The 14090-nt window shown below is 32.3% G+C and carries 14 protein-coding genes and 1 riboswitch; of the genes, 13 read left to right on the top strand and 1 reads right to left on the bottom strand.

Translation table 11 applies throughout. From position 1 onward, the window contains the following. Nucleotides 1-108: 108 nt before the first annotated feature. Both eno and VBY68_RS04930 read left to right on the top strand, forming a co-directional pair. Nucleotides 109-1398, top strand: coding sequence for a phosphopyruvate hydratase (gene eno / locus VBY68_RS04935; RefSeq protein WP_415269076.1), 1290 nt, complete (start codon nucleotides 109-111; stop codon nucleotides 1396-1398). A gap of 107 nt (nucleotides 1399-1505) precedes the next feature. After that, a complete protein-coding gene (locus tag VBY68_RS04930; RefSeq protein WP_124591193.1) occupies nucleotides 1506-2099 on the top strand; it encodes a hypothetical protein in 594 nt (197 codons plus the stop codon). A 90-nt stretch (nucleotides 2100-2189) separates the two neighbouring features. Here the strand turns inward: VBY68_RS04930 and VBY68_RS04925 are convergent, their stop codons facing one another. Further along, on the bottom strand, nucleotides 2190-3044 hold the full coding sequence (locus VBY68_RS04925; RefSeq protein WP_415269075.1) for a neutral zinc metallopeptidase: 855 nt from the start codon (nucleotides 3042-3044) through the stop codon (nucleotides 2190-2192). Nucleotides 3045-3477: 433 nt separating this feature from the next. On the opposite strand from VBY68_RS04925, the gene VBY68_RS04920 reads away from it, so the two are divergent. From VBY68_RS04920 to moeB, 11 genes are all read left to right on the top strand, one after another. Beyond that, a complete protein-coding gene (locus tag VBY68_RS04920) occupies nucleotides 3478-4764 on the top strand; it encodes a citrate synthase (protein ID WP_121145828.1) in 1287 nt (428 codons plus the stop codon). A 63-nt stretch (nucleotides 4765-4827) separates the two neighbouring features. Further along, nucleotides 4828-5781, top strand: coding sequence for an arginase (locus VBY68_RS04915; RefSeq protein ID WP_415269074.1), 954 nt, complete (start codon nucleotides 4828-4830; stop codon nucleotides 5779-5781). A 96-nt stretch (nucleotides 5782-5877) separates the two neighbouring features. After that, a riboswitch (TPP riboswitch) is annotated at nucleotides 5878-5972 on the top strand. Nucleotides 5973-6043: 71 nt separating this feature from the next. Next, complete coding sequence (gene thiS / locus VBY68_RS04910; protein ID WP_120186517.1) at nucleotides 6044-6247, top strand: sulfur carrier protein ThiS; 204 nt, start codon at nucleotides 6044-6046, stop codon at nucleotides 6245-6247. Nucleotides 6248-6293: 46 nt separating this feature from the next. Next, a complete protein-coding gene (thiC, locus tag VBY68_RS04905) occupies nucleotides 6294-8153 on the top strand; it encodes a phosphomethylpyrimidine synthase ThiC (RefSeq protein ID WP_028890760.1) in 1860 nt (619 codons plus the stop codon). Nucleotides 8154-8226: 73 nt separating this feature from the next. Then, complete coding sequence (locus tag VBY68_RS04900; RefSeq protein WP_415269073.1) at nucleotides 8227-8826, top strand: thiamine phosphate synthase; 600 nt, start codon at nucleotides 8227-8229, stop codon at nucleotides 8824-8826. Next, the gene (locus VBY68_RS04895; RefSeq protein WP_415269072.1) at nucleotides 8827-9582 is read left to right on the top strand and encodes a hydroxymethylpyrimidine/phosphomethylpyrimidine kinase; all 756 of its coding nucleotides are present in this window, start codon (nucleotides 8827-8829) and stop codon (nucleotides 9580-9582) included. Then, entirely contained in the window at nucleotides 9579-10229 is a 651-nt protein-coding gene (gene thiE, locus VBY68_RS04890) for a thiamine phosphate synthase (RefSeq protein ID WP_415269071.1), read from the top strand. The genes VBY68_RS04895 and thiE overlap by 4 nt, the downstream gene beginning before the upstream one ends. Nucleotides 10230-10234: 5 nt before the next feature. After that, nucleotides 10235-11005 carry a thiazole synthase gene (locus VBY68_RS04885; protein WP_415269070.1) on the top strand — a complete coding sequence of 257 codons (771 nt, stop codon included), beginning with the start codon at nucleotides 10235-10237 and terminating at the stop codon, nucleotides 11003-11005. A 22-nt stretch (nucleotides 11006-11027) separates the two neighbouring features. Then, a complete protein-coding gene (thiH, locus tag VBY68_RS04880) occupies nucleotides 11028-12137 on the top strand; it encodes a 2-iminoacetate synthase ThiH (RefSeq protein ID WP_415269069.1) in 1110 nt (369 codons plus the stop codon). 57 nt (nucleotides 12138-12194) lie between these two features. Then, on the top strand, nucleotides 12195-12860 hold the full coding sequence (locus tag VBY68_RS04875) for a hypothetical protein (RefSeq protein ID WP_415269068.1): 666 nt from the start codon (nucleotides 12195-12197) through the stop codon (nucleotides 12858-12860). Nucleotides 12861-12863: 3 nt separating this feature from the next. Further along, nucleotides 12864-13913 carry a molybdopterin-synthase adenylyltransferase MoeB gene (moeB, locus tag VBY68_RS04870; RefSeq protein WP_415269067.1) on the top strand — a complete coding sequence of 350 codons (1050 nt, stop codon included), beginning with the start codon at nucleotides 12864-12866 and terminating at the stop codon, nucleotides 13911-13913. Nucleotides 13914-14090 lie beyond the last annotated feature (177 nt).

Genomic DNA, 14090 nt, shown 5'->3' with positions numbered 1-14090 from the left:
TAAATAAAAAATAAAGAAATTCCCGTGAATATTAGTTCACGGGAATCTATAATTAAAAATAAATTTCACACCACTCTTAGCTTAGTACAAGAGTAAAAAATAAACACTATGAGTATCATAATAAACATTCATGCACGTCAAATTTTTGATTCAAGAGGAAATCCAACAGTTGAAGTAGATGTAACTACTGAAAACGGTGTTGTAGGTAGAGCAGCGGTACCATCAGGAGCTTCTACAGGAGAACATGAAGCTGTTGAGTTACGTGATGGAGGTGATAGTTATATGGGTAAAGGTGTACTAAAGGCAGTTGAAAACGTAAACACTGTTATAGCACAAGAGTTATTAGGAGTATCAGTATTTGAACAAAACATGATCGATCAATTAATGATTGATTTAGATGGAACTCCAAATAAATCAGTTTTAGGAGCAAATGCTATTTTAGGTGTTTCATTAGCAGCAGCAAAAGCAGCAGCAAATGAATTAGGATTACCTTTATATCGATATGTTGGTGGAGTTTCAGCAAATACATTACCAGTTCCTATGATGAACATCATCAATGGAGGTTCACATTCAGATGCTCCGATTGCATTCCAAGAATTTATGGTTATGCCAGTAAAGGCTCAAAACTTTACTGAAGCAATGCAAGTTGGTTCTGAAATTTTCCATAATTTAAAGAAGGTATTGCATGATCGTAACTTGTCTACAGCAGTAGGTGATGAAGGAGGTTTTGCCCCAACTTTAGAAGGAACTGAAGATGCTATTGAAACGATTGCTTTGGCAACTAAAAATGCAGGATATAAATTTGGAGAAGAAGTTATGATTGCATTGGATTGTGCTTCAGCTGAATTTTTTGTAGATGGAAAATACGACTACACCAAGTTTGAAGGAAACAAAGGAGCAGTTAGAACTTTTGAAGAACAAGCAACTTATTTAGCAGAGTTATGTGAGAAATATCCTATTATTTCTATTGAAGATGGAATGGATGAAAATGATTGGGATGGATGGAAAATGTTAACGGAGAAAGTAGGAAATAAAGTTCAGTTAGTAGGAGACGATTTATTTGTTACTAATGTTGAGCGTTTGTCAAAAGGAATTGAAAATGGTATTGCAAATTCAATTTTAATTAAAGTAAATCAAATAGGTACCTTAACAGAAACAATTGCAGCAGTAAACATGGCACATAATGCAGGGTATACTTCTGTAATGAGTCACCGCTCAGGAGAAACAGAAGATAATACCATTGCAGATTTAGCAGTAGCATTAAACTGTGGGCAAATCAAAACAGGTTCAGCTTCACGTTCAGATCGTATGGCAAAATACAATCAATTATTACGTATTGAAGAAGAATTAGCGGATGTAGCTTATTATCCACAAGAAAAAGCATTTAAAGTAAAATAATACTTTTTAATATAGTCTTTAAAGCCCGTACTTTTAAGTACGGGCTTTTTTAGTTATAAAATGGTATCTTTTTTGATAAGAAAAGAAAAAATATAAACTTAGCTACTATGAAAAAGACATTATTGTTGTCTTTCAGTCTAATTACAATAATTTTGACTTCTTGCCATTCAACAAAGTTTACGCATTCAGGAAATGTAAATTCAAGATTAAATCTAATGAAAGGTAAATGGCTACTAAATAGAATAGATGCACCTTTAGGAGTTAGATATGACCTAAATGAAATTGTAGTAAAAGAATTTAGGTCAATGTTTGGAGATAGATTTTTAGTTATTAATACTACTTCAGGAATACTGACTCCAGACAATATTTCTAACAATCCTAGTAAAGCTGTTTTAAGTGATATTAAAAATGGAACAGGTTATGATTTTTTAATAAACATTAGTGTAAAAATAATAGCTGATGAAATACAGATTTTAGAATTAGGAGGTAGAGATATTCCTGCTGAGAACAAAGGTGAAGTAATAGTTGATATTTATGATTTAAACTTACTCGAAAAGTCATACTCTCATTCAGTTACAGGGAAAGTGTATGCTACTAAAAATTCACAAGACGTGGTTTTTACAAAAACCACCAAAATGATCATTATAAGTGGTTTTGAGAAAATTATAAAAAAGATTAAAAGAAATCAGATTGAAGACTAATTAGATTTATAATAGTTATTAAAACAAAGGCTGTCTTACATTTTAAGACAGCCTTTTAAATTCAATTCGTAATTTTTTAGTTAGTTGTTTTTAATTTAAGTTTAAGAATTCCTCTTCAGAAATTTCACCTGTATAAATTTTATGTAATTCTTCTAGGTGAGCAACAATATTCTCATGTTGATTTTGTTCTATAGACGCTGGCTTTTTTAACTCTAATTTTAGTCTACCACCTACAACATAATAGTCATAGTAATAAAAAAAGTTTCTGTCAAAATTTCTGTTGCTATAAGTTCCGTTATCTCCTAATAAATATCCTAATCTAAAAGCAGATCTTCTTTGAGAAGCAGTACCGTGAGAGCTTCCATTAGGTCCAGCTAAAGTTTGTGAAAAATTATAAGCACTAGCAGCAGTATTCCAGTTACTAGTATAAGTTCTTCGGATAAAATATCCTCCAAATCCATCAGCTTCTAATTCAGTAGCACTTACATGATTACCACTAGGTATAGTATTATCTCTAAATTGTACCTGATGTCCCATTTCATGTGCAGCAACGTAAGCAATGGCAGCATTACCATAACTTAAAGCACTTGCTAACAATTCCTCTCCCCATACAATATAACCGTTTGAAAAAGAAAGAGCATTGAAAGTTCCGTCACCACCTGCTAAGTATAAAGGTACATTACCCATTCCAAAAAAGCTTGCAGCTTCGTTGTGTTCAGTCTTTAAAAAATTAGTAGTAGATTGGTTAACTATATATTCAGCCCAATAAGAGTTAGGACCAAAACCATCAACTGTGTAGTGATCAGCGTCGTTAACATCTAGCATACTTGGTGAACTAATACCTGTAGGAGCATTGTCATTTGTAAGGTTATTTTCTTCTTGGGTACATTGTACAGTAAGAAAGGATATGCATAATAATGCAATAATAAATTTGATTTTTTTCATTGTGAAAGGGTTTTATGAATTGAATTTATTTTTCCGAAAAATATACACTAACTGACTATTAATAAAATAATAACAAAAAATTAACATTTTATTTTATAATGTTATTTTTTGTTAAAGAGGGAGATCATTAAATAATATTAATCCTTTTTTCAAGGAAAAAGCATGTATCTAAAACTAAGAAGATGTTTTTTGAGGAAAGAATAAGAAAGTATAATGGTCAATAAGTTAGAAAGAATCCAAGGGAAATAAAAGAAATCAGATAAAGAAAATTTGCATATAAACCTTACATTATAGATAAGCGAGGCTTTAGTTTATTTTATATAAGATAAACTGATTTTTTTATATTAAAAATCTATCTATTCGCTCTTTTAAAATAATTCAAAAAATGGTATCTTCGCAACTCACTTCAATCATAAAAAATTATAGTTAAAAAATGTCAGATATAGCAAAATTACAAATTGGCGAAAATACGTATGAGTTTCCTTTAGTAAAAGGAACAGAAAATGAAACTGCAATTGATATTAAAGCCTTAAGAGGAGTCACGGATGGAGTTATAACCATTGATCCAGGATACAAGAATACAGGCTCATGCCAAAGTGCTATAACATTTTTAAATGGTGAAGAAGGTATTTTAAGATACCGTGGATATTCAATTGAAGAATTAGCAGAAAAAGCAGACTTTTTAGAAGTTGCTTATGCTTTAATCTTTGGAGAATTACCAACTAAGGAACAATTAGAAAAATTTTATGGTGATATCTTAGATGAAGCTATAGTTGATGATGACATCAAAAAAATAATTGATGCTTTTCCAAAGAATGCGCATCCAATGGGAGTGTTATCATCATTAACGTCTGCATTAACAGCTTTTAATCCATCTTCTGTAAATGTTGATTCAGAAGAAGATATGTATAAAGCTATAGTTAAAATTATGGGGAAATTCCCTGTATTGGTAGCTTGGACTTTGCGTAAGAAACAAGGTTTACCATTAAATTATGGGTCTCGTAAATTAGGTTATGTTGAAAATATCTTAACAATGATGTTTCAAAAGCCAAACGATGAGTATGAGTTAAACCCAATAGTAAAAGATGCTTTAGATAAATTATTAATCTTACATGCAGATCATGAACAAAACTGTTCTACTTCTACAGTACGTATTGTAGGATCATCACATGCAGGTTTATTCGCATCATTATCAGCAGGTATTTCTGCTTTATGGGGACCTTTACATGGAGGAGCTAACCAAGCGGTACTTGAAATGTTAGAAGCTATTAAAGAAGATGGAGGAGATACTAAAAAGTACATGGCTAAAGCTAAAGATAAAAATGATCCTTTTCGTTTAATGGGATTCGGACACCGTGTATATAAAAACTTCGATCCAAGAGCAAGAATTATTAAAAAAGCAGCTGATGAAGTGTTAAATGACTTAGGTGTTGAAGACCCAATTTTAGATATCGCAAAAGGATTAGAACAAGAAGCATTAAATGATCCATATTTTGTTGAAAGAAAATTATATCCAAACGTAGATTTCTATTCAGGAATTATTTATAGAGCTATGGGAATTCCTGTAGAAATGTTTACAGTTATGTTTGCTTTAGGACGTTTACCAGGATGGATAGCACAATGGAGAGAAATGCGTTTAAACAAAGAACCAATAGGTCGTCCACGTCAAGTTTACGTTGGAGAGAACTTAAGGGAGTTCGTAGAATTAGACAAGAGATAAACTATTTAAAAAGTGTCATTTAAAATAATTAAATGACATTTTTTTTATGTAAAATAACTGATGATGAAAGAAATTAAAATTATCAAAAACAGATCAGATATTGGAGCAGGAACTCGGGGATCTGATATGGGGGTTGATGCAATTGAAATTGCAGCAATAAATAAAAAAAGTAATTATTTCGATTCTTATGATTTTGAAGATGTAATTACAGAAAATGAATCTATTTATAATAAAGTAAATAACTCATTTGCAAAACGAATTGATAGCGTTTTTAATCAATGTAAACGTTTAAGCAATCATGTAAAAGTTAATTTACAAGAAGGAAAGTTCCCAATAGTTTTGTCAGGAGATCATTCTTCAGCGTTAGGAACTATCAGTGGAGTAAAAGCAGCAAACCCAACTAAAAGAGTTGGAGTAGTTTGGATTGATGCTCACGGAGACTTACATTCACCTTATACGTCGCCATCTGGGAATATTCACGGTATGCCTTTGTCTGCTGCAATTTCAGATGACAATTTAGATTGTCAAATTAATGATGTAGACAGAGAAACGTCAGAGTTATGGGAACGTATGAAAAATATAGGTACTCCAGGACAAAAAGTTTTACCAGAAGACATCATTTTCTTTGGGGTTCGTGATACAGAAGAGCCAGAAGACAAACAAATGGAAAAATATGGTATTAAAAACTATATGGTTGCTGAAGTTCGTTATCGAGGATTAGATGTTTGTGTAAACGAAGCTTTAGATAAACTTTCTAATTGTGATGTTATTTATGTGTCGTTTGATGTAGATTCAATGGATTGTGATATGATTTCTTATGGAACAGGAACACCTGTGCCTAAAGGATTTGATCAATATGAAATCATTAATATTATCAATGGATTATTAGCAAGTAAAAAAGTAGCTTGTGTAGAATTTGTTGAAGTAAATCCGTTATTAGATTTCAAAGGAAATAAAATGGCTGAAACTGCTTTTGAAGTACTTGAAGAAGTAACTAAAAAAGTAAAGACCTTATAAAAAAATATAAAACAAAATAAAAAAGCGAGTATGTACATACTCGCTTTTTTATTTTTATAAAGGAAGTTTAGAAAAATAAACACTTATATTTGCTTCAGTAAACTTTAGGAGTAGCTAGTTCACTAGTTTGAGAAACATCCTTAGAACCTGATATGGTTAACACCAGCGTAGGGAAAAGTTGTAATATTTTATTCAGTGTCGTTTTTCTTTTAAAGAAACGATTCTGAACTTCTTCTACAGTTTACTTTAAAATAAGTTTTATATGATAACCTTAAAAGTAAACGACACTCAAAAAGAATTTTCTAGAACACTTTCGTTACAAGATTTAGTTAATGAGCTAAAAGTTAAAACGAATGGTATTGCTATTGCAGTTAATAGTAACGTAGTGAAAAAGGAAGAGTGGACTTCACGTATGCTCCAAAATAATGATAATATTTTAATCATTAAATCTACACAAGGAGGTTAATATTTTCAGCAAACAAAATTCACAAGAATAAACAAACAACCCTAAAATGAAGAAAAAAGATACAGCACCAAAACAAGATGGTGTAACAAGGCAACCGTTTCCGAATTCAAAAAAAATATATGTTCAAGGAAAAATCCACCCGCAGATAAAAGTAGCAATGCGTGAAATTGAATTGAGCGACACTGTGGATTCGATGACTAAAAAAAGAACACCAAACGAACCCGTAACAGTGTATGATACTTCTGGACCATATACAGATCCAACAAAAGAAATTAATATTCATAATGGATTAGAGCGTATTCGTGAACAGTGGATTTTAGATAGAGGTGATGTAGAAGAGCTTAATGAATTTACTTCGGAGTATTGCAACGAACGATTAAATGATAAAAGTTTAGACCATTTACGTTTCAACTTAAAAAGTAAACCAAAAAGAGCTAAAAAAGGACATAATGTAACACAGTTACATTATGCAAAAAAAGGAATTATTACTCCAGAAATGGAATATATTGCTATTCGTGAAAATCAGCGAATAGATGAAATGACACGTTTGTCAGAGCAGCATCCAGGACAAGATTTCGGAGCGAGTATTCCTGCAAAAATTACTCCAGAATTTGTTAGAGAAGAGGTTGCTAGAGGACGTGCGGTAATTCCTTCGAATATAAACCACCCAGAAGCCGAACCTATGATTTTAGGACGTAATTTCTTGGTGAAGATAAATGCGAATATTGGTAATTCAGCCACCACCTCATCAATAGAAGAAGAAGTAGAAAAAGCAGTTTGGGCATGTCGTTGGGGAGCAGATAATATCATGGATTTATCTACAGGAAAAAATATTCATGAAACTCGTGAATGGATTATCCGTAATTCACCAGTACCAGTAGGAACTGTACCTATTTATCAAGCCTTAGAAAAAGTAAATGGAGTTGCTGAAGATTTAACTTGGGAAATATTTAGAGACACATTAATAGAACAAGCAGAGCAAGGAGTAGATTACTTTACGATTCATGCAGGAGTTCGTTTGCGTTATGTACCTATGACGGCAAAACGTATTACAGGAATTGTATCAAGAGGAGGATCTATCATGGCAAAATGGTGTTTAGCACATCATAAAGAGAGCTTTTTATACACACATTTTGAAGAGATTTGTGAAATTATGAAAGCTTATGATGTCGCTTTTTCATTAGGAGATGGTTTACGTCCTGGCTCAATTGCAGATGCAAATGACGAAGCACAGTTTGCTGAATTAGAAACCTTAGGGGAGTTAACAAAAATAGCACGTAAACATGAAGTACAATGTTTTATTGAAGGGCCTGGTCACGTACCGATGCATATGATTAAAGCGAATATGGATAAACAATTAGAAGCTTGTGATGAAGCTCCGTTTTATACCTTAGGACCTTTAACTACGGATATTGCACCAGGATACGATCATATTACCTCAGGTATTGGAGCGGCGATGATTGGATGGTTTGGTTGTGCTATGTTGTGTTATGTTACGCCAAAAGAACATTTAGGTTTGCCAAATAAAGAAGATGTACGTACAGGAGTAGTTACTTATAAATTAGCAGCTCATGCAGCTGATTTAGCAAAAGGACACCCAGGAGCGCAACACAGAGATGATGCTTTAAGTAAAGCACGTTTTGAATTCCGCTGGGAAGATCAATTCAATTTAGGATTGGATCCAGAACTAGCAAGAGAGTATCACGATGAAACCTTACCTGCTGAGGGAGCTAAAATTGCGCATTTTTGCTCGATGTGTGGCCCAAAATTTTGTTCTATGAAAATATCACAAGAAGTACGTGATTTTGCAGCTGAGAATAAAGTAGAAGGAGATGAAGTATTTGCAAAAGGAATGGAGGAAAAGTCTAAAGAATTTAAAGATAAAGGATCAGAAGTATACCTATAAATTCTGAACATAGAATTATGAATTACGAGTTGACAATTTCTAAATTCGTAATTCATAATTTAAAACCGATTATATGATTGTTTTAATAGCTCCAGAAAAAGACATTCCGAATGAAATTGAAATCCTTCAGCAATTATTTGAAGAAGGATTGGAATATTATCATTTCAGAAAACCTGACAAGAATTATGAAGAGCATGTAGCTTATTTGAATCAGATAGATGAAAAGTATCATGACAGAATAGTCACTCATTATTTTCATGAGCTCATCAATGAATTCAATTTAAAAGGCATTCATTTTCAAGAACAAAAAAGAATTGATGCTTTAGAGAATGGAAATGAATATTTTATAGGGTTAGATATGATAGGAAAAACAATGAGTAGTTCCTTTCATGAGCCTTCGGCATTAGAAAATTGTGATATTGAATTTGATTATCATTTATTAAGCCCTGTTTTTTCATCTATTTCAAAGAAAGGCTATGAAGGAAGAGGTTTTGATGTAAATCATATAGATAAAACGATTATAGGAATGGGAGGAATCAATATCGATACCATTGAAAAAACGTTAGCATTAGGTTTTCAAGGAATAGGAGTTTTAGGTGGAGTTTGGAATGCAGAAAAAACTGTTGAAAGTTTTAAAAATATTAAACGTCATTACGAAATTCATAATTCATAATTGAAAAATAAGACATACATATTAACGATTGCAGGTCATGACCCGTCGGGAGGAGCAGGATTGACTTCTGATGTCAAAACTTTTGAAGCACATGGTTTATATGGACTTTCGGTATGTACAGCAGTAACAGTCCAAAATGATGTGGACTTTAAAGAATGTGTTTGGATTGAAAAAGAAGTAATCATCAACCAAATTACATCTCTATTTGAACGCTTTGAAATATCAGTAGTAAAAATAGGAATCATCCAGTCTTGGAAAGTATTATTAGAAGTCGTTCATGTTCTAAAAAAACATAATCCATCCATAAAAATAGTAGTAGACCCTGTTTTAAAAGCGAGTGCAGGGTTTGATTTTCATTCTAAAGAAGAGGTAAAGGTGTTTGAAGAAGTATTACAACATTGTGACTTTATCACTCCAAATTATGATGAAATCAAGGCTTTATTTCCTGACAAATCCGTTGAAGAAACCATTGATTTTATTTCAGAAAAGACTAATGTTTATTTAAAAGGTGGACACAGAGAAGACAAAAAAGGATGGGATGAAGTATATCATAGTAAGATAGTACAGTTGAATATTCCACCGAAAGCTACATCCGTTTTTGAAAAACACGGAAGTGGTTGTGTGTTGTCTTCCGCTTTAGCTTCAAACATAGCAAAAAAACTTTCTTTAGAAGATGCATGTATACATGCGAAATGGTATACAGAACAATTTTTAAACTCTAATAAAACGCTCTTAGGAGAGCATAACTATAAATGATAAGTAAATTACATTATATAACTCAAGGGAAAACTCCAGAAGAACATTTAGAAAATATTCAAAAAGCATGTGCTTCTGGAGCAGAGTGGGTACAACTTCGATTAAAGAATCTGGATCCGAAAACTGTTTTAGAAACAGCACAAAAAGCGAGAGAAATTACGAGTCACTTTCAAACACGGTTAATTATAAACGATTACTACAAAGTAGCTAAAGAAGTCAATGCAGATGGAGTTCATTTAGGAAAAACCGATACATGTCCGTTAAAAGCTCGTGAGTATTTAGGGAAATGGTATTCCATTGGTGGGACTGCTAATACTTTAGAAGATTGTAAAATTCTATTAGAGAAAAAAGTAGATTATATTGGTTTGGGGCCTTTTCAATTTACAGAAACTAAAAAGAATTTGAGTCCTGTTTTAGGAGCTGTCGGATATCAAGTAATTTTAGAAGCGTTAAATACAACTACTCCCATCATAGCTATTGGGGGAATTACTATAGAAAATGTACCTGAAATTATAAATACAGGAGTGTATGGTGTTGCTGTGTCAGGAGCGATTACTCAAAATTTTAACTCGATTTCTACATTTCATAAAATATTAAAAGCACCTAGTACCAACGAACAAGTGTATAAGTTAGGTGATAACAAATAGTAAAAATGAACACAAAATTAACAATAGCCGATAAAATATTTACCTCTCGATTATTTACAGGAACAGGAAAATTCAGTTCTTCTGAATTAATGAGAGAAGCTTTGTTAGCTTCAGAAAGTGAACTGATAACAGTTGCTTTAAAAAGAGTAGATGTTCAAGATGAAGAAGATGATATTTTATCACATTTAAATCATTCTCGAATTAACTTATTACCGAATACCTCAGGAGTAAGAACTGCAAAGGAAGCTGTTTTTGCCGCAGAGTTATCTAGAGAAGCTTTGGAAACAAATTGGGTGAAGTTAGAAATACATCCAGATCCGAGGTATTTATTACCTGATCCTATTGAAACTTTAAAAGCGGCAGAAGAGTTAGTAAAAAAAGGATTTGTGGTAATGCCTTATATACATGCTGACCCAGTTTTATGTAAACGATTAGAAGAAGTAGGAACGCAATGTGTGATGCCTTTAGGAGCTCCCATTGGAAGTAACAAAGGATTAAAAACGTTGGAGTTTTTAGAAATTATTATTGAGCAATCAAATGTTCCAGTAGTAGTAGATGCGGGTATTGGAGCGCCTTCTCATGCAGCGTATGCTATGGAATTAGGAGCCGATGCTGTTTTGGTAAATACCGCTATTGCCGTCTCACAAAATCCAGTAGCCATGGCAAAAGCTTTTAAAAAGGCAGTAAAAGCAGGAAGAATGGCGTACGAAGCAAAACTAGCACCTGTAAGAACACAAGCAGAAGCAAGTAGTCCGTTAACGAGTTTTTTAAGTTAGCTAATAAAACTAACAATATATTATGAGTAGTTTCAAAACAGTATTCAATCAATACAATTGGGATGATACGTTGCAAAGCATTTTTAATAAAACAGCTGCAGATGTAGAAAATGCTTTATCAAAGAATAAACTTGATTTGGAAGATTTTAAAGCGCTCATTTCACCTGCAGCAAAACCTTTTTTAGAACAGATGGCTCAAAAAAGTCGTATGTTGACTAAAAAGCGCTTTGGAAATACCATTCAAATGTATGCTCCGATGTATTTGAGTAATGAATGTCAGAACATATGTACCTATTGTGGATTCAGTTTTACAAACAAGATTCCGAGGAGAACCTTAACTGATACTGAAATATTGAAAGAAGTTGCCTTTTTAAAAGAGAAAGGTTACGATCATATTTTATTGGTAACAGGTGAAGCCAATAGAACAGTAGGGGTTGATTATATTAAAAATGTAATTCAGTTGATTCGTTCTCAATTTTCAAATATTACCATTGAAGTTCAACCTTTGGATCAGGATGAATATGAATTACTAATTGAAAGTGGATTGTATGCTGTATTGGTATATCAGGAAACCTATCATCAACAAGAATATAAAAAGCATCATCCGAAAGGTAAAAAGTCAAATTTTGAGTACCGTTTGGAAACGCCTGACAGGTTAGGAAAAGCAGGAATTCATAAAATTGGTTTAGGGGCTTTGTTTGGATTAGAAGATTGGCGAGCTGATAGCTTTTTTACCGCATTACATTTGAAATATTTACAGAAAACCTATTGGAAAACGAAGTATTCAATTTCATTTCCACGATTAAGACCTCATTCAGGAGGATTAGAACCTAAGGTTGAAATGACAGATGCAGATTTGGTGCAATTAATCTGTGCATTTAGAATGCTGGATGAAGATGTAGAGTTGTCTATGTCGACCCGAGAAAGTGAAGTTTTTAGAAATAATATTGTTAATTTAGGGGCTACCTCAATGAGTGCAGAATCTAAAACAAACCCTGGGGGATATAGCGTTGAACCTCAATCGTTAGAACAATTTGAAATTTCAGACGAACGAAGTACCAAAGAAATTGTAGTAATGTTAAAAGGTCAAGGACTGGAAGTAGTTTGGAAAGATTGGGAGCATTTTAATTAAGGTAAATATACTTGTCTTGTTTTTGAATTGAAATGTAGGGAATAAAGGAATGATTAGATGAATCAGAAAATTAATAAAGTAATAAACTTAAATAGTTCAGAGTTTAAATATGATCTTATATTTATACCTATAAGATCTTATATATCTCATACAGAGAAAGCTTTAAACGAATATAAAAAGAAACTTAAAGAAGAATCTGAAATATTAGAGGCAGAAAAAGGACATAATCCAAAATCTTTAGAGATATACATTTGTAATTACTTTTCTAATATTCAATTAGAATCAATTTTCACAACTCTCTTTTCTATGCTTGAACAAGAATTAAAAAAAATTTGCGAGCTGGCTCAATCTATTAAATTATATAATTTAAAATTAAAAGATTTATCAGGGAATAATGATGTTGAAAAAGCAAGAAAATATATAGTGAAAGTTATGGATGTTAATCTTGATAGGTTTAATGATGATTGGATATTAATAAAAAAGCATCAAGAAATAAGAAATTCATTTACACATAGACAAGGCAAATTAAGAGAAAATAATGAAATAGAAAAGTTTAGAAGACAATATGAAAAATTAAAAATTTCTATAAATGAAGATCGGGTTTTTATTATTGAATCTTCAAAATTCCTTTTAGAATTTATAGATTTAACAGTTCGTTTTTTATATAGGGTGTGTGATGAAATTGTTGATAAGAATGAGGATTTAATGTTATTAAGAGAATAATAAATGTTAACCAAAGAAGAACAAAAACAATACAATCGTCATTTAATTCTCGATAAAATAGGAGAAGAAGGGCAACTAAAACTAAAACAAGCCAAGGTATTAGTAATAGGAGCAGGTGGACTGGGTTGTCCTGTACTACAATATTTAACAGCAGCTGGTATCGGAACGATTGGAATTATAGATGATGATGTAATAGATCAAAGTAATTTACAGCGTCAGGTTTTATATACGATAGATGATATAGGAAAGTCAAAAGCGCAAACAGCGGCAAATAGGTTATCAAAATTAAATCCGTTTGTTCAGTTTCATGTCTATCAAGAGAAATTAACCAATCAGAACGCCATTTCTTTATTTGAAAAATATGATGTAATTGTAGATGGGAGCGATAATTTTGCTACTCGTTATTTAACCAACGATGCCGCAGTACTTACTCAAAAACCATTAGTATATGGAGCTATTTTTAAATTTGAAGGACAAGTAAGTGTGTTCAATTATCAAGGAAGTGCTACGTATCGATGTTTATATCCAACGCCACCCAAACCAGAAGAATCACCCAATTGTTCAGAAATTGGTGTTATAGGAGTGTTACCCGGAATTATAGGGAGTTTACAAGCCAATGAAACCATTAAAATTATTTGTGGAATAGGAGAAGTGTTAGCAAACAAATTATTGATGTATGATACCTTAAGCATGCGTCAAATGATCTTAAAATTTGAAAAGACTGATAAAGCAGAGGTTAATGAGTTAGATAAAGATTATGAATTCTTTTGCGGAATTAAATCAACTACCCATGAAATAACTTTGGAAGAACTACAAAAGAATCAGTCAGCATATAATTTACTAGATGTTCGGGAAGATTGGGAACGAGAACAACATCATATTGGTGGACAACATATTCCGTTAGGAGAACTTTCTAATAGATATCAAGAAATAGCAACAGACAAACCTGTAGTGGTTTATTGCAAATCAGGAGTACGTAGCCAACGAGCGATTGAATTTTTAGAGGAAAAATACGATATTGTTACTTTTATAAACTTAAAGGGAGGGCTATAAGTTTTATTGCGTATGGTTTATCGCAAGTAGTGACGCTTTATTTTGAAAGATCTGCCTTGCTACTGAGCAAATGCTTTTAATTGCTTCGCAAGGTTTATTATAGTATATAAAAAATTCCTACCACTAAAATAATGAGTAAAATCTATTGGAGTTGTATCTAAATGCAAAATAAATTTC

Source organism: Tenacibaculum ascidiaceicola, assembly GCF_047470925.1.
GTDB lineage: Bacteria > Bacteroidota > Bacteroidia > Flavobacteriales > Flavobacteriaceae > Polaribacter > Polaribacter discolor.
Note: the sequence above shows the minus strand (reverse complement) of the source record. Positions and strands in the feature narration are given on the sequence as shown.